At 44.7% G+C, this 19,658-nt stretch carries 19 protein-coding genes; 18 read left to right on the top strand and 1 reads right to left on the bottom strand.

All coding sequences use genetic code 11. The features are described from left to right. Positions 1 to 78: 78 nt before the first annotated feature. On the top strand, positions 79 to 1,125 hold the full coding sequence (locus MKY34_RS19145; protein WP_342512704.1) for a SepM family pheromone-processing serine protease: 1,047 nt from the start codon (positions 79 to 81) through the stop codon (positions 1,123 to 1,125). Between the two features lie 7 nt (positions 1,126 to 1,132). On the opposite strand, the gene MKY34_RS19140 is transcribed toward MKY34_RS19145, so the two are convergent. Next, complete coding sequence (locus MKY34_RS19140; RefSeq protein ID WP_342512703.1) at positions 1,133 to 2,338, bottom strand: nucleotidyltransferase; 1,206 nt, start codon at positions 2,336 to 2,338, stop codon at positions 1,133 to 1,135. 117 nt (positions 2,339 to 2,455) lie between these two features. Here MKY34_RS19140 and MKY34_RS19135 point away from each other — a divergent pair, with 117 nt between their 5' ends. From MKY34_RS19135 to murD, 17 genes are all read left to right on the top strand, one after another. Continuing rightward, positions 2,456 to 2,989, top strand: coding sequence for a YceD family protein (locus tag MKY34_RS19135; RefSeq protein WP_342512702.1), 534 nt, complete (start codon positions 2,456 to 2,458; stop codon positions 2,987 to 2,989). A 23-nt stretch (positions 2,990 to 3,012) separates the two neighbouring features. Further along, positions 3,013 to 3,186, top strand: a complete 174-nt coding sequence (gene rpmF / locus MKY34_RS19130; protein WP_342512701.1) for a 50S ribosomal protein L32 — start codon at positions 3,013 to 3,015, stop codon at positions 3,184 to 3,186. Between the two features lie 299 nt (positions 3,187 to 3,485). After that, entirely contained in the window at positions 3,486 to 4,244 is a 759-nt protein-coding gene (locus tag MKY34_RS19125; protein ID WP_342512700.1) for an enoyl-CoA hydratase/isomerase family protein, read from the top strand. Further along, positions 4,210 to 4,488 carry a hypothetical protein gene (locus MKY34_RS19120; protein ID WP_342515341.1) on the top strand — a complete coding sequence of 93 codons (279 nt, stop codon included), beginning with the start codon at positions 4,210 to 4,212 and terminating at the stop codon, positions 4,486 to 4,488. Before MKY34_RS19125 ends, MKY34_RS19120 begins: the two co-directional genes overlap by 35 nt. A 151-nt stretch (positions 4,489 to 4,639) precedes the next feature. Continuing rightward, on the top strand, positions 4,640 to 6,001 hold the full coding sequence (locus MKY34_RS19115) for a biotin carboxylase N-terminal domain-containing protein (RefSeq protein WP_342512699.1): 1,362 nt from the start codon (positions 4,640 to 4,642) through the stop codon (positions 5,999 to 6,001). Beyond that, a complete protein-coding gene (locus MKY34_RS19110; protein ID WP_342512698.1) occupies positions 5,998 to 6,213 on the top strand; it encodes a biotin/lipoyl-containing protein in 216 nt (71 codons plus the stop codon). Before MKY34_RS19115 ends, MKY34_RS19110 begins: the two co-directional genes overlap by 4 nt. A 45-nt stretch (positions 6,214 to 6,258) precedes the next feature. Further along, positions 6,259 to 7,809, top strand: a complete 1,551-nt coding sequence (locus tag MKY34_RS19105) for an acyl-CoA carboxylase subunit beta (RefSeq protein WP_342512697.1) — start codon at positions 6,259 to 6,261, stop codon at positions 7,807 to 7,809. Between the two features lie 110 nt (positions 7,810 to 7,919). Continuing rightward, entirely contained in the window at positions 7,920 to 8,822 is a 903-nt protein-coding gene (locus MKY34_RS19100) for a 2-dehydropantoate 2-reductase (RefSeq protein WP_342512696.1), read from the top strand. Then, complete coding sequence (locus MKY34_RS19095) at positions 8,819 to 9,208, top strand: DUF3397 domain-containing protein (RefSeq protein ID WP_342512695.1); 390 nt, start codon at positions 8,819 to 8,821, stop codon at positions 9,206 to 9,208. Before MKY34_RS19100 ends, MKY34_RS19095 begins: the two co-directional genes overlap by 4 nt. Before the next feature lie 91 nt (positions 9,209 to 9,299). Continuing rightward, positions 9,300 to 10,916 (top strand): bacillithiol biosynthesis cysteine-adding enzyme BshC, encoded by a 1,617-nt coding sequence (gene bshC / locus MKY34_RS19090; protein WP_342512694.1) that lies wholly within the window; start codon positions 9,300 to 9,302, stop codon positions 10,914 to 10,916. Between the two features lie 265 nt (positions 10,917 to 11,181). Continuing rightward, positions 11,182 to 11,613 carry a division/cell wall cluster transcriptional repressor MraZ gene (gene mraZ, locus MKY34_RS19085; RefSeq protein ID WP_342512693.1) on the top strand — a complete coding sequence of 144 codons (432 nt, stop codon included), beginning with the start codon at positions 11,182 to 11,184 and terminating at the stop codon, positions 11,611 to 11,613. Positions 11,614 to 11,645: 32 nt separating this feature from the next. Further along, the gene (gene rsmH, locus MKY34_RS19080; RefSeq protein WP_342512692.1) at positions 11,646 to 12,578 is read left to right on the top strand and encodes a 16S rRNA (cytosine(1402)-N(4))-methyltransferase RsmH; all 933 of its coding nucleotides are present in this window, start codon (positions 11,646 to 11,648) and stop codon (positions 12,576 to 12,578) included. A gap of 16 nt (positions 12,579 to 12,594) precedes the next feature. Further along, positions 12,595 to 12,966 carry a cell division protein FtsL gene (gene ftsL, locus MKY34_RS19075; protein ID WP_342512691.1) on the top strand — a complete coding sequence of 124 codons (372 nt, stop codon included), beginning with the start codon at positions 12,595 to 12,597 and terminating at the stop codon, positions 12,964 to 12,966. Between the two features lie 35 nt (positions 12,967 to 13,001). Further along, positions 13,002 to 15,167, top strand: a complete 2,166-nt coding sequence (locus MKY34_RS19070) for a penicillin-binding protein (RefSeq protein ID WP_342512690.1) — start codon at positions 13,002 to 13,004, stop codon at positions 15,165 to 15,167. A 130-nt stretch (positions 15,168 to 15,297) separates the two neighbouring features. Beyond that, positions 15,298 to 17,136: a penicillin-binding transpeptidase domain-containing protein gene (locus tag MKY34_RS19065; RefSeq protein WP_342515306.1), complete on the top strand. Its 1,839-nt coding sequence runs from the start codon at positions 15,298 to 15,300 to the stop codon at positions 17,134 to 17,136. Between the two features lie 70 nt (positions 17,137 to 17,206). Continuing rightward, a complete protein-coding gene (gene mraY, locus MKY34_RS19060) occupies positions 17,207 to 18,178 on the top strand; it encodes a phospho-N-acetylmuramoyl-pentapeptide-transferase (RefSeq protein WP_342512689.1) in 972 nt (323 codons plus the stop codon). Beyond that, the gene (gene murD / locus MKY34_RS19055) at positions 18,179 to 19,534 is read left to right on the top strand and encodes a UDP-N-acetylmuramoyl-L-alanine--D-glutamate ligase (protein WP_342512688.1); all 1,356 of its coding nucleotides are present in this window, start codon (positions 18,179 to 18,181) and stop codon (positions 19,532 to 19,534) included. The last annotated feature ends 124 nt before the right edge of the window (positions 19,535 to 19,658 follow it).

The raw sequence follows: 19,658 nt of genomic DNA, 5'->3' as shown, positions 1-19,658 counted from the left end.
GTTTGTCAGCTTTTTTTTCGGCGCTACACTCATGTATATGTAAAGAAAGTACAGGCTATTAACGGAGGTGCACAAATCATGAAAAAAAAGCAATTCGGCGTAGCGGGCATTATCCTTGTCATCATTGCGATTTTGCTTGTTTATCCACTTGATGCATATATATCACAACCAGGGGGCGCTTATGACTTAGCACCGCTTGTGGAAGTGACAGATGGAGATCAGGATGATGTGGGGACATTTAGTCTTATGACGATTTCGGTTTCTAAGGCGACCCCATTTTTGTATATGTACTCGAAGTTTTCCGATAACAAGAAACTACTTCCCGCTAATCAGGTGCGGCGGGATGGAGAAAATGATAAGGAATATAATGTACGACAGAGGCGCATGATGTCCGGTTCGCAGTTCAATGCAATTACAGTGGCATTTGAAAAAGCGGGTCTGCCTGTTGACGTCGATTACAATGGAATTTTCGTTACGATGGTCCTTGAAGGAGGAGCCGCAGATGGTATTTTGGAAGCAGGTGATAGAATTCATGCGGTAGACGGTACTGAACTTACAGAATCCGGTCAATTCTTTACGCTGATTGACGATAAAAAATTGGGCGATGACATGCTGTTGTCTGTAGACAGGAGAGACAAATTGCGCGATGTGACGGTCACATTGAAAGAAATCCCTGACAGTGAAGGGCGTGCTGGACTCGGCGTACGCTTTGAAGAGGATCGGGTATTGACAACAGATCCGGAAGTCGAATTCAAAACGTCTGATATTGGCGGACCTTCTGCTGGACTGATGTTCACGCTTGAAATTATGAATCGTTTGTTAGACGAAGACTTAACAAAAGGTTATAACATCGCGGGAACGGGAGAAATGCTAGAAGATGGAACCGTTGGCCGTATTGGGGGCGCAGACTTTAAAGTGATTGCTGCAGACCAGGCGGGGGTGGAAATTTTCTTTGCACCAGCTGATGATTTACCGGCGGAAGTGAAGGCGGCAAATCCGGGAATTATGACCAACTATGAGGAAGCTGTAAAAACAGCAGAGAAAATTGGCACGACTATGACAATCGTGCCGGTCATAACGATTGATGATGCGCTGGATTATTTAGCATCATTAGAAGAAAAATGAATTTTATCTATCGGATGAAGATTGGATGCGTCGTGTAATCGCTACCAAGGCAAGGGTCTTCCTTACCAAGTGCGTACATGTCTGCTGCGTGAATGTCCATCCGAAGGGACGGATTTGAAAAGGCGGCTGCTTTGCTAACAACAGGTAGCTTTAGCCTTTTTTTCTGTTCATTCAGGTATTGTCTTCCTGTTTGTGTCATTCCAAGTAAGCGTAAGTAGGAAGGCGTTTGCATGTCGTCTCGTAAATCGTACGTGAAGCCAGTGAAGATATGTGTCAGCATTCGCTGAAGGCGTGTCCATGTATAGCGTTTGGATTTGACATCTTGCATGAAACCTTCAAATGTTGTGTTTGTCGTTGCTGCACGATAAAACAGGTTTTCAATGCCCTCGGCAATGTCCGCAATGGCTTTTAGGCGTTCGGGACCATCCCGTAAAATCGTGAAACGCAGATAGGGATAAAATGCTGTCCAACTGCCAAAGGATTGTTGGCTGTGCAAAATGTTTTGTGTCGCACCTGGCACGAAATCGGTAACGGTTTCGAGTGTGTCCGATTCAAAAAAAGCTTTACGAATACCTGTTGCACTGGCGATTTGATTGCCCGCAATGGCGTCGTCATGGTATTGCGCAACAATCCGGGGAATTGTAGTGGCTGTCATTGTAGAGCCGATCGCGTAGGCTGATTCCATATAATGAAAACCTAATATATTATTCGGCTTCGATAAATCCGCCAGTGTACCATTGATTGCTGAGGTATTCGCAGTAGCGACATACGCTTCATTTAACGCTTTCGGATAGCTTAGTCCACGGCGAGTGGCATCTTTGATAAGTTGCTCATAATGCTCTCCAGCCTGTTGAATGAGCTGAAAACTTCTTTCGAGTGGCTCGATTTCCCCGTCTTCGCTACCGAAGCAAAAAGCACTGCATTGTGCGGCGTCTAGTAGCTGTATAGCGCCTTTGGCGAAGGAAGGAGCATTAGCGGTCGCAAAAGCGTAAGGGAGCTCAAAAACGACGTCTACGCCGTTTTGTAAGGCCATTTGCGTACGGGCCCATTTATCAACGAAAGCAGGTTCTCCCCGTTGCAAGAAATTCCCACTCATGACCGCAATGATAACATCAGCCTCTGTGATTTTTTTCGCTTGCCGTGCATGGTATAAGTGTCCGTTATGGAACGGATTATATTCAACAACAATTCCTGTCGCTTTCAAAGTCGTCACTCCTTTGTTACAATGTATTGTAATTATACCTATGCGGCTGATGAAGTGACAAGAAAATATCTTGACATCCCTTTTCGCCCATTATATAATCAACATTGTTGTCTTGAGGTGATAGACATGAAATGGTCAATCCATCAATTGCAGAGATACAGGCAAGGTGCGATGCCGCTTGACGAAGCTGTCGACCTTGAGTCCGTTAAAATACGGAACCCGGAAATCCGGAATATTACGCCTGTCCGAGTGACCGGGAGTTGTACAATCGGTGCTAAGAAATTGGCATGCCGATTCCGGCTCGAAGGGACAATGACATTGCCTTGTTCCCGTACATGGGAAGACGTCGAACTGCCGTTTTCAATCGAAGCTGATGAACAATTCAGCTGGGATGAGGATGTGCTAGCGACAGACGATGAAATCCATCCTGTTGTGGGAGAAGTCATCGATCCGACCCCTGTCTTTGAGGAGCTCGTCCTCCTTGAAGTGCCCTTGCAAATATTCAGCGATAAAGCGGATGAAATGCAACAGGCTGAAGGAAAAGGCTGGTCATATACAACTGATGAGGCGTACAATGCCAGGCTCCTTGAGGAACTGGAAACGAAAGTGGATCCGAGACTTGCCGGTTTGGCAAAATTCTTTGAATCCAAGGACGAATAGGCGATCGTAAGGAGGTGCCCCAGATGGCTGTACCAAAAAGAAGAACATCCAAAACAGTTAAAAACAAACGCCGTACGCATTATAAATTGCAAGTACCGGGAATGACTACTTGTGATAACTGTGGCGAAATCAAATTGGCTCACCGCATTTGTAAATCATGCGGTCAATACAAAGGAAAAGAAGTTGTAGGTAAATAAGTAAGATTTGCCTATAAAAGGCTACCGTGAGACCATGGCTCACGGTAGCCTTTTTTCTATTGAAAGGCGAAAGCGGCCTGCAAGATGCGACAGGCACTGGAGGGCTTGAAAATAAAGGCGCTTTTTGCCTTTATTAGCAAGACCGAAGTGACCCGAGCATCTGGCCGCTGGAGCTAGACATTGTCGTTCGTAGATGAAAATGAGTTATATTTTATGAAATCTTTTCCGTACATAGTTGTATTCATCGTAGATAAATCGGTACAATGAAAAGTGAAAAAACAGATAATGGGGGAATGGATATGGCTTACGATATTCAAATTGACAATGGGATTGCGACGTTTACCATCGATCGTCCTGACATGCGCAATGCGGTGAATCATCAGGTGATGGAAGGGCTTGAACGATTTTTGGATCGTATAGAAGACCATCCTGAAGTAGCCTACGTTGTCATAACTGGGGCGGGAGATCGTGCATTTTGTTCGGGAGGGGACCTTGCAGAATTCCATGCCTTACGTACAGCGAATGAGGCTTTTCCGATGTTGAGTAAAATGACCGATTTGTTATATCGAGTCGCCACATTGCCGGTGCCAGTGATTGCACTTGTCAATGGCGTAGCTGTTGGCGGAGGTTGTGAAATCGCGACAGCATGCGATTACCGAGTAGTATCCGCGCGTGCGAAAGCAGGTTTCATTCAAGGGACGTTAGCAATTACGACAGGTTGGGGCGGTGCGACGCTATTATTTGAGAAGTCGGGGAAGCATGACCAAGCGTTTCGTTTTTTATCGGAGGCTGAGGTGCACACAGCTGAATCGCTACTTGCTGATGGCTGGGCGACGGAAGTGTATGAAGGGAATGCAGAAGAGGGGCTTAAGCATTTTCTTGCTAAAATGTCTCGCATTCATCCGTCTGTGCACCGAGCATATAAAACGGTTGCCATTCGCAAATGGACAGCTGATTTTATGCGTGACCGTATGCTAGAAGAATCGCGCCAATGTTCGATTCTTTGGGAAGCTGAAGCGCATCATGAAGCAGTCGATCGTTTTTTTGCTAAAAAATAAAATAGCGTTCGTCTGCAGCGTTTATCTTCATTCAGCAAATCTTTTTGTACTGAAAGCGAAGCGTCAGCTACAGAAAACTTCCACCTCGATAGGTGGCGAGATGAATGCGGTTTTGTTTCCTGTTCAGTGGGTGTTCAAACACCTGCTAAACGAAGATAAAGCCTCCGGCGGATGTCACAGATTTTTAGAGGAGCTTTTCGAGCTCGCTCGAAAAAAATCTGGACGCAATTACGCCGAGGCGTAATTGATTATTCTTTACTCATCCGGTTATTTGTCGAGTTGGAATGGTACGAAAAGATCTTTTTTTCAGACAAAGCTTGTAAACGGTTTCATTTTTCGTATAAACTAGATATGGGAAAGGATATGTTCACGATCAAATGGCTGGGGGGATTGTTATGGATAAAATATTAGTTGCGAATCGTGGGGAAATCGCACTTCGAATTATCAGGACTTGTCAGCGTCTTGGTATTGGAACAGTCGCCGTCTATTCGGAAGCAGATAGCGATATGCCGTTTGTGAAAGAGGCGGACGAGGCGTTTCTACTGGGACCTGCACAAGTGCAACAATCATATTTACAAGCGGACGTTATTATTGATATTGCGCTTCAAAACGGTGTTGATGCCATTCATCCTGGATATGGATTGCTATCGGAAAATGCAGAGTTTGTGCGAAAAGTTCAACAGGCCGGTATAGCGTTTATCGGGCCAGATGCAGATACCATTGACCAAATGGGCGATAAAATCGGTTCGCGGGTGACGATGCAAGCGGCAGGGGTGCCAGTTGTGCCTGGGACGGATGAGGGGATTGCTTCTTTGGATGAGGCGGTACAAGCAGCACAGGATATCGGTTATCCGGTTATGTTGAAGGCAAGTGCGGGTGGCGGAGGAATTGGCATGGTGCGTTGCGAAGATGAGCAAGCGCTCGGTCAACACTTTCAATCTGTCAAAAGCCGTGCGAAAGCGTATTTTGGGGATGATGTCGTCTTCCTTGAAAAATTTATTGCGGATGCACGCCATATCGAAGTACAGGTTTTTGGAGATCATGCCGGCAACGTCGTGCATCTATTTGAACGTAATTGCTCCGTCCAACGGCGCAATCAAAAAGTAATTGAAGAATCACCGTCACCGCATTTACCACAAGAAGCGAAGGATCGTTTGTATCAGGCAGCAGTCGATGCGGCAAAAGCTGTTGCTTATAAAAATGCGGGAACTGTTGAATTTATCGTTGATAACAACAATGACATTTACTTTTTGGAAATGAATACGAGGTTACAAGTCGAGCATCCGGTGACGGAGCAAGTAACGGGATACGATCTTGTTGAATGGCAAATTGAAGTAGCCAAGGGGAATGAACTCCCAGTGAAAAGTCAGGCTGCAATCACGTCGACTGGCCATGCCATTGAATTCCGTATTTACGCAGAGGATCCAGTCAAATTTATGCCTTCGCCGGGAGCGATTACGAAACTGGATTGGGGAGATACGACGGGGGTTCGTATCGATTCGGGTTATGTTGAAGGTGGAAAAGTGACACCATTCTATGACCCACTGATTTCAAAGGTGATTGTCCATGCGCCGACGCGAAGTGAGGCAATTGAACGGTCGAAAGCATTTCTTTCACAAGTAGGAGTTGTAGGTTTGAAAACGAATATACCGTTTTTTGATAAGTTTCTAGCATCAGAGGATTTTTTGGCTGGTGACTATTCAACGGCGGTTTTAGCAACGTGGTTCGAAAAACAAAAGGGGGAGACGATAAAATGACTCAAGTAAAATCAACGATGGCAGGAACAGTATTCACGGTGAATGTAGCAGAAGGGGAAGAGGTAACGGCGGGGCAAGTGGTCATTGTGCTGGAATCGATGAAGATGGAAATTCCAGTGGAAGCAGAAGTCGCTGGTAAAGTGACGTCTATCAATGTGCAAGTGAGTGACTTCGTCAACGAAGAAGACGTCTTATTGACAATCGAAGCTTAAAAAGTGTGTATGTAAAGTGCTCGCTCATTGTGAGGGAAGTTGGGAATGGGAAGGGGTATTGAAATGACAACATATAATGAAAAACTTGAGGATAGGCTACAAGCGATTTTTGCTGGCGGACATGCTAAATATCACGAGAAGTTGAAGGAACAGAACAAATTATTTGTACGGGATCGACTCAAACTTCTTTTTGACGAAGGAAATTACACAGAAGACGGGCGTTTTGCAAATTGTGAAGCGGGGGATTTACCGGCAGATGGTGTTGTCACGGCTATGGGGAAAGTCAATGGGCAGACAGTCTGTGTGATGGCGAATGATTCAACGGTGAAGGCGGGCTCTTGGGGGTCTCGCACGGTTGAAAAAATTATTCGTATTCAAGAAATCGCTGAGAAAAACCGTGTGCCGATGCTGTATCTTGTCGATTCGGCAGGCGCTCGCATTACAGATCAGTTGGACATGTTCCCGAATCGTCGTGGAGCGGGGAAGATATTCCATAATCAGGTGAGGTTGTCTGGTTTCATCCCCCAAATATGTATTCTGTTCGGTCCTTCGGCAGCAGGCGGTGCGTATATCCCGGCATTTTGCGATACAGTCATTATGGTGGAAGGCAATGCGTCGATGTATTTGGGTTCGCCGCGTATGGCGGAGAAAGTCATTGGAGAAAAAGTGACGCTGGAGGAAATGGGTGGCGCTCGTATGCATTGTTCAGTCAGCGGTTGTGGGGACGTGCTGGCGGCGAATGAGGAAGAAGCGATTGAAGAAGCGCGTCGTTACCTTAGCTACTTCCCGGCGAATTTTACGGAGCAACCTGCATTAAAGGGGGCTTTGGGAGCGAAAGAGGGACGTTCGCTTGAGGAGATTATTCCTGAAAACCAAAATGCGCCATTCGATATGTATGAAGCGATTGATGCGCTCGTTGACGAAGGTAGCTTCTTTGACATTAAGAAATTGTTTGCACCTGAAATCATTACTGGTTTTGCACGGATTGAAGGGCAAGCGGTAGGTATTGTAGCAAATCAGCCGAAAGTGAAGGGTGGCGTATTGTTCGTCGATTCGTCGGACAAGGCGACGAAATTCATTAATCTATGTGATGCATTTTCGATTCCACTGCTATTCCTCGCGGATGTACCAGGTTTTATGATTGGGACGAAAGTGGAGCGTGCAGGGATCATTCGTCACGGTGCGAAACTGATTATGGCGATGAGTTCGGCTACGGTGCCGAAAATTTCTGTTATTGTTCGCAAAGCCTATGGCGCTGGCTTGTACGCGATGTCGGGGCCCGCATTTGAGCCGGACGTGTGTATCGCATTGCCGATGGCGCAAATCGCAGTGATGGGGCCAGAAGCAGCCGTGAATGCCGTCTATTCAAACAAAATTGAAGCGATTGTAGATCCAAAAGAGCGTCTTGCTTTTGTGCAAGAGAAGCACCAGGAGTACAAGGAAGAAATCGATATTTACAAAATGGCATCTGAATTGATCATTGATGAAATTGTCGCGCCATCTAGCTTGCGTGAAGTGCTTGCAGATCGATTCCGTTTCTATAGCACGAAAGAACTTCCACAACCACCGAGAAAACATCCGGTTTATCCTGTATAATCAGTTGAAGAGTGAAAGGCCCACCCGTATTCAGGTGGGTCTTTTCATTGGAGGATGAAAAAGTCGTTTAGTTGAAAACGTTAGAGAGAAGGAATAAGGGGGAATAACCGATGGAAGTGGTTATTGCAGGAGCGGGATCAATTGGTTTATTGCTTGGCTCGTTTTTCGCTGAAGCGAAGATGAGCGTAACATTTTACGTCAGAAGGACAGAACAGGCACAACAGATTCAACAGGATGGTATCCGACGAGTGAATCAGGATGGGACAACAAGCGAGTTTCAGGCGGCTGCAACGACGCATATACGGGAGCTGCCACAAAAGGCGCTATGGATTGTAGCAGTCAAATATGCGGGGATACGTGCGTTGTTAGAAGACATGGAACGAGCGGACATGAATAATCCGACTTTGTTTGTCCAGAATGGCATCGGTCATCTTGCGTTAGTGAATGACACAGCGTTGTCTAATGTTGCATTTGCGACGGTTGAACATGGTGCGCAGCGGATGGATGATTGCACGGTGAAACATAATGGCGTTGGTATGTTAACGATTGCACCGGCACGAGGAAATGGCCATCAGTTTGATGCGGTTGAACAGCTTGATTCAAAAAACTTTCCGGTTAGTTATCATACGAATGCCGAACAGATTCTCATGCGAAAAGTACTCATTAATTGTATGATCAATCCGCTAACGGCGATTCTTGAAGTAGAGAACGGAGTGTTGTTAACAGACGCTCATTGTGAATCGTTGTTTACGTCGTTGTATGATGAACTCATCGATGCTTTTTCGGAGATGCAAGCCATCTTGCCTTATGAAGCTGTAGCGGACGTTTGTAGGAAGACTGCTCGCAATCGCTCTTCCATGTTAGCGGACCGTCTAGCGGGGCGTCCGATGGAGATTGAGACGATTGTGACGGCTGTTAGACAGAAGGCGCTGTATCGTGGTAAGTCATTACCGTTGTTGGGAACTTTTGAACAGTTATTATATGCGATGGACCGGAGGGATACTGCGCTATGAACGGCGTAATTTCAGCGTTGATCGGCATCGTGATTGTGTGCCCATTTGTTGTGACGCTTGCTTTTCTGATCATTAGAAAAAAATTAGGGAAGTCGCCTGCATCGGGTATTGGTCTTGCGGTCGATGTAACGACGCCGTTACTGTTTCTTGCTGTGTACATTATTTCTCGAACGATTGTTGGAGAAGGCGTCGAGGTCTATGTAGCAGGGATTGCACTGATTATTGCGATTGTCTATGCTGTTATCGAGCGATTGAAAGTGAAGGAATTTCAGATACTGCGCTTACTGAGAAAGATTTGGCGTTTGTACTTTCTTATACTCTTGTCTGCCTATTTCGTGTTAATCGGCGTAGGGCTCGTGTTGAAAATCATTGACTATGTAACTTGATCATGTATTTTATTTAAGCGTTTATTTTTCAATCCGTGGGCTCGGAATGCTATACTCTGTTCATACTTAAAGTGACGAAGGGGCATGAATCATGAAATTGGATAATCTGGCATTACAAGGGAATAACAAAGTGATGCAAGCATATAACAACGACAAAGCATTTTTACATACGTTTTTTGATTATGAAAATCAAGCTGCTGCCTATACAGAGCGGTTGCATGAGTTGAGCGGTCGAACGTTTAAAAGCCGTCAGCTTGCGGAAACGATTCGCCTATTTATGGAGCCATTTGGTTTATCGGAAATGGCTGATCGACATATTCGTGAATTAGCAGAAGGTGCAGTGACCGTTGTAGGTGGCCAGCAAGCAGGTATTTTGACGGGACCGTTATATTCTGTTCACAAAGCCATTACCGTTATTCTTCTTGCGGAGCAGCAGCAAAAAGCGCTCGGTGTGCCTGTTGTACCTGTATTTTGGATAGCAGGAGAAGACCATGATTTGAATGAAATCAATCATGTTTATACAGAAACGGCGGGTCATGCCGTTAAAAAACAATACCGAGAGAAATTTGTACTTAAGCTCATGGCGTCGGATGCTACGTATGATAAAGAGCAGATGGCGGCGTTTGTAAAAGAAATCTTCAGTAGGTTTGGTGAGACAGCGCATACGAAGGTGTTATTAGAAGGTGTGCTTCATGCAGTAGAGCAGGAAGAAACCTTTACGCGATTTTTTGTCCGGTTGATGAACGGTCTTTTCCAAGAACAAGGATTATTATTTATTGACTCTGCGTTTAAACCATTGCGCGAACTGGAAACGGCTTATTTTACACGAATGATTGAAGAGTCAGCGCAATTGGCAGAGAAGATTTGTCAGAAGGAAGCATTATTTGCCGAGCAAGGATTTGGTACGCCAATCGGGGCCGAGTTAGATGCAGCTAACTTGTTTTATGTGCATGAAACAGGGCGTGTTCTGCTGTCACGAAAAAATGATGAATTCGTGAATGACAGTGCAGGTATTCGATTATCGAAGGCAGAGATACTGCGTGTTGCAGTAGAGCAGCCATGGCTATTAAGTAATAACGTGGCGACGAGACCAATTATGCAGGATTTGGTGTTCCCAGTGCTTGCTTTCGTTGGTGGACCCGGCGAGATTACTTACTGGGCTGTGTTGAAAGAGGCGTTTCATCATCTAGGCTTGAAAATGCCAATCATTGCACCAAGGCTTTCAATCACACTCGTGACATCGCAAGTGCAGCATGCGTTAACGAGCCAATCCCTTACGGTGGAAGCGGTTATGACTGGTGAAGCAGTTGCGGCACGTGAGCAATTTATTGATGGATTGCGCGATGAGCGTTTCCAGGCTGCGATTGAGGAAACAGAAACAGTTCTCCATACGCAATATGAAAAAATGGCAGAGCTCGTAGAATCACAAGGGGCAATGATGCAAGCGTTATTGCAAAAAAATCTTCTTTTCCATACGAAACAATTGGATTATGTAAAAGGAAAGGCGGAAGAAGCGGTGCTTATCCAACACGACAAAGCACTTCGCACATTCAGTTTACTAGAAGGGGAATTATTCCCGGATGGATCGTTGCAAGAACGTTTGTATACACCGTATGCTTACTTGAATCAGTACGGCCCTTCATTGATTAAGGAGCTGTTGAAATTACCGTTTGAAATGGATGGTACTCATAAAGTTGTTAAATTGTAATGAAATCGACACCCTTACTTGCACATTTTGTGTAAGTAAGGGTGTTTTTTGTTTAGTTATCAATGTTTCTAGTATCTAGAAGTGTTGCCTTAAAGATGGCAATATCATAGTTCGTTAAGACGGATACAGTTCTATTGTCTGAATAATCTCATTGAAACAAGTACTATTGACACATTTTCAACTGAAAACTTGTTAAATGCTAGGGAATCGGTGGAGGAATGTGGGGGGATGTGGTACATTAATTTCATATAGTGGGGTGAAGAGTATGTTCATGGGTGAATATCAGCATACTATCGATACAAAAGGCCGCCTAATTGTTCCGTCAAAATTTCGGGAGCATCTTGGGGATGGCTTCGTATTAACCCGTGGATTAGATAATTGCCTCTTCGGTTACCCGATGGATGAGTGGAAACGTCTTGAGGAGAAGCTCAAAGCGTTACCTGTGACGAAAAAAGATGCGCGTGCATTTACTCGCTTTTTCTTTTCAGGAGCAACAGAAGTTGAATTGGACAAGCAAGGGCGCATTAATATTCCCTCATCATTGCTTCACTATGCGAAAGTTGAAAAGGATTGTGTCGTACTTGGTGTTTCGGGTCGTATCGAAATTTGGTCCAAAGCACTCTGGGAAAGTTACTATGAGGAGTCCGAACAATCGTTCAACGAAATCGCGGAGAATATTATTGATTTTGATTTTTAATGAAAAAGTATTAATGAAAGAGGGCGGTTTCAATGTTCAACCATACAACAGTCTTACTTCACGAAGCCGTCGAAGGATTGGCTATAAAAGACGATGGAGTTTATGTCGATTGTACGCTCGGAGGAGCAGGGCACAGTAAGGAGATAGCCAAACAACTATCGCCTGAAGGCAGATTGGTTTGTTTTGACCAGGATATGACAGCGATTGAAGTCGCGAAAGAAAGATTGAAGGACTATTTACCGCAAGTGACGTTTATCCATTCAAATTTCCGAAACTTGAAATCAGAGTTGGAGAAGATAGGGATTACGGCTGTCGATGGTATTCTGTATGACCTTGGCGTTTCATCACCCCAGTTAGATACACCGGAACGTGGTTTTAGTTACAACCATGATGCCCCGCTTGATATGCGCATGAATAAGGATGCTTCGTTAACAGCATATGAAGTCGTCAATGAATGGTCATATGAAGACCTTGTACGCATCTTTTTCCGCTATGGTGAAGAGAAATTCTCAAAAGGTATTGCACGAAAAATCGAGGCAGCACGAGAGCTAGAGCCGATACACACAACCGCAGAACTTGCGGAGCTAATCAAATCTGGGATTCCTGCGGCCGCAAGACGGACTGGTGGACATCCAGCGAAAAGAGTATTCCAAGCGATTCGTATTGCAGTAAATGATGAGCTTGGCGCAGCCGAAGATTCGCTAACGGATGCTTTGACTATGTTAAAACCAGGTGGACGCATTAGTGTCATTACGTTCCATTCACTTGAAGATCGTTTGTGTAAAACCATTTTTAAAGAGGCGTCATCTTTGCCAGATTTACCACCCAATTTACCGGTCATCCCTGAGGGCATGGAACCCATTTTAAAACTGGTGACAAGAAAACCGATTATTCCCGGAGATAAAGAGATAGCGGAGAATAAGCGGGCAAGATCAGCAAAATTGAGAATCGCTGAGAAAAAGTAAAGGGGGAAGTTGGTAAATGGCGTTAGAGCAGAAACAATTTCAAACATCGTATGTTCGCGAACTTGAAACACCTGAAGTACCGAAAAAACAGACACAAATTCGTCCTTCTCGGAAAGTGTTTTCAGTTGGAGAGAAGTTCCTGTTTGTGCTGTTTTCAACAATCCTTGTTATTTTCTCAACAATGATTCTCCATACACAAGCCCAAATCAATGAAACGAACAGGGATGTGCAGTTGATCAGCAAGGAAATTGACGAAACAGCAAAACAAAATACGGAACTGTCCATCCAAGTAAGTGAAAAATCCAGATATGAACGCATTTGGGAAAAAGCGAAGGAGCTTGGCTTGAATCTGAACGAGAACAATGTAAAGGTCGTGCCTGGACGATGAAAAAGAAGTTTCGATTTCAATGGGGAGCCTTTCTGATGCTTTTAGTTTATGGAGGGCTCTTTTTCCTATTGTTTGGAAGAATTCTATTTATTCAGGCGACGGGGCAGGCAGAAGGGAAAACGATGGCTTCTCTAGCAGAAGCGAAATATGCAAGAGAAGCAATATTGAAAGCCGATCGTGGACAAATCCTGGATCGTAATGGTGAAACAATCGCTTCAGATACGTTAAGTTACCGCTTGATCGCCGTATTGAGTGAAAAAGCGACGGCTGGATCGAAGGTACCAAGACATGTAATAGACTACGAAAAAACAGCAGAAGTGCTTGCTGAATACATACCACTTGAAAAAGAACAGATCCTATCTAATCTTACAAATGCAAGAGATGGAGAGAAGTATCAGGTGGAGTTTGGTAAGGCGGGGCGTGATATTAGTCACGAAACTGTGCAGGCGATTCGGGAAAAAGAGTTGCCGGGTATTCTCTTTGTTGAAGATACTAAGCGGTTCTATCCGAATGGGGTCTTTGCTTCCCATCTGATTGGCTTTTCGATGAAGGAAGAAGACAGCGAAAAAAATATTTCCACAGTCGGAAAAATGGGTCTTGAAAAAACCTATAACAAAGAGTTAAGTGGCGTAGATGGTAAAGTCAATTTCCAGTCTGATAGATGGGGATTTATTCTACCGAAATCAGAAAAAGCGATTGTTCCTGCCAAAGATGGCGATGAGATTCAACTTACTATCGATAAAACGATTCAAAACTTCGTCGAAGATGCAATGACGAAGGTTCAAAAAAAATATTCACCTAAAAAAATGCTTGTCGTCGTGGCAAATCCTAAAACAGGTGAAATATTGGCGATGAGCCAGCGCCCGACATTCCATCCAGCAACACGTGAAGGGTTAACGGATAGCTGGTTGAATGAGGCGATTGAAGAGACATTCGAACCGGGTTCAACCGTGAAGATGTTTACGGTAGCTGCTGCGATGGAGGAAAAGAAGTGGGATCCTAATGCGTATTTTACATCGGGTCGATATAAGATTTATGACCAAGTCATTCGGGATGTCAAGCGGGATGGTTGGGGAACGATTTCGTACCTGGAAGGATTTCAACGGTCTTCCAACGTTTCTATGGCTTATTTGCTAGAACGGATGGGTGATAAAAAATTCATCGAACATTATCGTTCATTTGGCTTTGGTGAAAAGGTTGGCATTGATTTACCAAATGAGGCGGCAGGGGTTGTACTCGATGAGTTTCCAGCTGAACGCTTAACGACTTCATATGGACAAGGGTCTACGGTAACCGCAATTCAGATGATTCAGGCTGCAACAGCGATTGCCAATAATGGGGTTATGAAAAAACCGTATGTCATTGATAAGATTACCAATCCGAACACCGGAAAAGTGATAGAAGACCATCAACCAGAAGATGCTGGACGTCCAATTTCAGCAGATACAGCAAAGAAAGTCCGAGAACTTCTTGCGTCGACTGTGACGTCGGAAAAAGGGACCGGGCAGCCGTTTGCCCTCAATGGTTACACGGTTGGCGGAAAGACGGGGACTGCTGAGATCCCTAACCCATCTGGGGGTGGGTATTTAAGAGGCAATGGGAACTACTTGTATTCGTTCTTAGGGATGGCACCTGTAGAGGATCCACAGCTACTGACATATGTGCTTGTGCAACAGCCTAAACTGCAAGAAGGAGCAAGTGGTTCGGATCCAGTTGCTGAGCTTTTCACCTCAATTATGGAAAGTAGTTTGAAGTACTTAAACATCGTGCCAAGTGGAGATGAAGCAGTAGAAGCAATCGTCCTTCAGGATTATGTTGGAGGGAGTTCAACGAGTGCTGCAGAGCAATTGCAACGAGATGGTTTCCGACCAGAAATAATTGGTGAGGGCGGTACAATCGTTAGTCAATATCCACAAAAAGGAACGAAACTTGCAGAAGGCTCAGTCGTCTTATTACAAACAGAGGGTCCGACGACATTACCTGATTTTACGGGATGGTCGAAAAAAATGGTACTTTCCTTTAAACTATTATCGGGGCTTGATTTACGCATCAGTGGTGATGGTTATGTCACGGAACAAAGCCTGTCACAAGGTACTTTGATAGGTCCTGATGAACCCGTAGTTATTCAATTGAAAGCACCCTCTGAAATTTATAAACCGGTAGAAGAGAAGCTGGAAGAAGAAAGTATTGTCGGTGGCTAACGAATAGCCATCCGCAGTGTATCATACGTTGATAGAAAAACGTGAGGTGTCACAACTGCGGACAATTATCGCATTACAATCTAAAAAAAGACTTCGGGCTATTTTTATCCTCTTTCTTCTTTTACTCGGAATGGTTGCTGCTAAACTATTTCATGTGCAAATTATTAAACACGAATGGTTGAAAGATCGTGCAGAGGAAAACTGGGACCGTGAAATTTCATTTGGCAGGGTACGTGGGGAAATTTTAGATCGGAATGGCAATCTGATTGTTGGTAACCGCTTGGCGCCAACTCTATATTTTATGCCATCACAAAATCAGGACATAGCGGGTGCGGCACAAATACTTGCATCCTATCTAAAGGTTGACGCAACTGAACTTGAGAAGAAAATGTCCGAAAAAGTGAATATGGTGAAGCTGGCACCAGAAGGAAAAAATATTACAAAAGAACAGGCGGATGACATTTCCCGTTTGCAGATCGATGGATTGTATACGGGTGTCGATTTTGTGAGGGAGTATCCGCATAAAGATTTGTTATCTAGGCTACTTGGTTTTACAGGCTATGACGGCCTAGGGCTTGCGGGAATCGAATACGCTTATGATGAAATTTTGCGAGGTACAGGTGATAAAATACGTTTGTATACGGACGCAAAAGGTATTCCGCTTCCGCATGTCGATGATGGATTCAAAACGGGAGATAAGGGTGCAAATGTGGAATTGACAATCGATGTGCGTATGCAAGAGATTGTCGAACGTGAATTATTACAGGCGATGGAAAAGTATGACGCTACGCAGGCGTTGGCCATTGTGATGAACCCGAAAACAGGCGAATTGCTATCGCTTGCCTCCGCGCCGACATTTTATCCAGCGGACTATCAACATGTAGACCCGAGTATTTATAACCGCAATTTGCCCGTTTGGATGACATTTGAACCAGGATCGACCTTTAAAATTGTAACACTAGCGGCAGGACTTGAAGAGGGCGTTATTGATTTACAGAAGGAGCAATTTTACGATCCAGGTTACACGATGATTGGCAAGGCGAGATTGCGTTGCTGGCAACGGGCGGGACATAAAGATCAGACGTTTCTTGAGGTCGTTGAAAATTCCTGTAACCCAGGTTTCATTGAAATCGGCCAGCGGTTAGGAAGTGATAAGCTTTTGCAATACATAAGTGATTTCGGTTTTGGGCAATCAACCGGATCGGGTATTGCTGGTGAATCAAAAGGGATTCTCTTTTCGAAAGAAAAATTTGGACCTGTTGAACAGGCGACAACCGCATTTGGGCAAGGAATTTCGGTTACACCTATTCAGCAAGTGCAAGCCGTGGCGGCAGCCATTAATGGAGGCTATTTGTATCGACCGTATATTGTCAAAGAAATAACAGATGATAAAGGAAAGGCGTTACAATCGTTCATTCCAGAAATGCAAAGAAGAGTAATCAGCGAAGAAACATCCAAGCAAGTGCGTGAAGCGCTTGAATCGGTTGTTGCCAATGGTTCAGGCCGCAATGCCTTTACAGATGGGCTGCGTGTTGGTGGCAAGACAGGGACCGCTCAGAAAGTGGTGGACGGCAATTATAAGGACGGCGATTATATCGTGTCGTTCATTGGGTTTGCACCGGCGGATGATCCAGAGTTACTCGTCTATGTGGCCGTTGATAGCCCGAAAAATTCGGTTCAATTTGGTGGCGTTATTGCCGCGCCAATTGTTGGTCGAATCATGGAAGAGATTGCACCACTTGCAGGCGTGACAAAAAGAGAAGGACAGCTCGAAAAAGAGTATAGATGGGGAGATCCGTTGACCTATCGAGTTCCCGATTTGACAGGAATGACAAAAGGAATGATTAGCAGGCAGTTGTATACGTATCGTATTCAATGGCATGGTTCTGGTGAAAAAGTAAAATATCAGTTGCCAGCCGCCGATACACTCGTTACGATGGATGATGTTATTCATTTATATACAGAATGACTATTGAAAAGCAACGTCTAATGTGGCGTAAGTAAAGAGGCCACATTAGAAGGTAGAAGGAGAAAAAATCATGACACTGGTTACAACATTGACGGCGATTGCTGTCGCATTTGGCATTTCGGCAATACTGGGAGTTGTCATTATCCCAACACTGAGGAGAATGAAGTTCGGGCAGAGTATCCGGGAAGAAGGGCCGAAAACCCATCAGCAAAAGGCTGGTACGCCAACGATGGGTGGTCTAATCTTCATTGGTTCGATTATTATTTCCACGCTCGTTCTTTCATACATATACGATGTGTTGACGACACAGACAATCGTATTATTGCTTGTGTTCGTCGGTTTCGGCATCATCGGTTTCTTAGATGACTTTATTATTGTTGTCGTGAAGAGAAATCTTGGGCTGACGTCTATCCAGAAACTGATCGGGCAAATTATTGTCGCAGTTGCTGCATTTTTCCTCTTAAAATTAGGGCCGTTTGATACGGCAGTTCAAATTCCTTTCACAGATTTTAAAATCGAACTCGGGATTTTTTATGTGGCATTTTTGATTTTCTGGCTTGTTGGATTTTCCAATGCGGTCAATTTATCGGATGGCTTGGACGGACTTGTAGCTGGGACATCATCGATTGCTTTTGCAGCATTTGGTGTGCATGCCTTGTTCTACGGTCAGCTCGATATTGCATTGTTTGCATTTGTCGTGACGGGGGCTATGCTAGGCTTCCTATTATTCAATGTTAAACCGGCAAAAGTATTTATGGGCGATACTGGGTCATTGGCGCTCGGTGGGGCACTCGCTATGCTCTCCGTCTTGATTAAACAAGAATTTCTGTTATTAGTGATTGGGATTGTCTATGTCATTGAGACATTATCGGTCATCATCCAGGTGATTAGCTTTAAGCTAACAGGTAAACGGGTCTTTAAAATGAGCCCAATCCACCATCATTTTGAACTTTCAGGTTGGTCTGAATGGAAAATTGTAATTGTATTTTGGGGAGTAGCCTTCTTTGCTGCGATCATCCCTGTCTTGTTGGAGGTGTTGTAAATGAAAAATCTAGAGCAGTTTAAAGGAATGCGTATTCTCGTCCTCGGGCTTGCTAGAAGTGGTTACGCTGCATCAAAGATTTTACATGATGCGGGAGCCAATGTCGTTGTCAATGATGCAGCACCCGAAGAAGGCAATGAGGAAGCAGCGGCGCTCCGATTGCAAGGAATTCGTGTCATTTGTGGGGGTCATCCACAGGGGATTCTCGATGAAGGATTTGACCTAATTGTCAAGAATCCAGGCATACCTTATAGTAATGCAGTCCTCGTTGAAGCACTCGCAAAAGCGATTCCGGTCTGGACGGAGATTGAACTTACGTATCGGATAAGTGAAGCACCAATCATCGCGATAACAGGCTCGAACGGTAAGACGACAACAACGACATTGCTTTACCATATGTTGAATATTGGTCAGCGCCAGCCATTAATTGCGGGGAATATTGGAACCGTTTCTTGTGCGGTGGCTGAGAAAGCGACAGAGGACAATATTATTGTACTAGAGGCATCTTCTTTTCAGTTGATGGGAACGGAGAAATTTTGTCCGAAAATCGCTGTATGGACGAATTTATATGATGCGCACTTAGACTATCATGGAACGTCAGAAGCGTATGCGTTAGCGAAGGCCAATGTCTTGAAAAATCAGACCCAGAATGAGTATGTCATTTACAATGCGGACCAACCAGAGCTACAGGCTTATGTAGCGCATGCAGTTGCTCAAAAAATCCCCTTTTCACTACTTGGGAAAAAAGATCAAGGGATATCTGCAGATGCGGAGAAAATCTATTGGAATGGAGAACCTTATGTAGATCGCTCGATTATCAAGCTACCTGGCATGCATAACTTAGAAAATATCCTTGCAGCAACGGCAGCAGCCATTCTTTCGGGTTGCGATAAGTCGGCAATTGAAAACGTCCTCAGTTCCTTTACGGGTGTTCGCCATCGGATGCAATTTGTCACAGAGTTAAAAGGTCGAAAGTTTTTTAATGATTCAAAGGCAACAAACACACTGGCTACGAAGAGTGCACTCGCCGCGTTTGATGTACCGACCATTTTAATAGCAGGTGGTTTGGATCGTGGGCATTCGTTTGACGAGTTACAACCGTTTATGGGCAACGTGAAAGCGGTCGTGACACTCGGAGAAACGGCGGAGAAGTTTGGTCAATTTGCCGCTTCATGTGGGATAGATAAAATCGTTCATGCTGGGGATATGAAGAATGCGGTCAACCTAGCATACGCGTTTACTGCGGAAGAGGATATTGTTCTGCTCTCCCCAGCTTGTGCTAGTTGGGATCAATATCCTAGCTTTGAAATACGGGGAGATCAGTTCATAGAGGCTGTTATGCAATTGGATCGCTAAGGATTGCTTAACGGATAAGAGAGAATACGTTTTTCGACTTGGAAATCTGTCCAGCTCCAGGCGCCAGATGCTCGGGGCATAAGCCAAGCCGACTCTGTGGCAAAGAGCGCCACGCCGTCGACTC

The sequence above is a fragment of the Sporosarcina sp. FSL K6-1522 genome (genome assembly GCF_038622445.1).
Classification (GTDB): domain Bacteria; phylum Bacillota; class Bacilli; order Bacillales_A; family Planococcaceae; genus Sporosarcina.
This window is presented reverse-complemented; position numbering and strand designations above follow the sequence as displayed.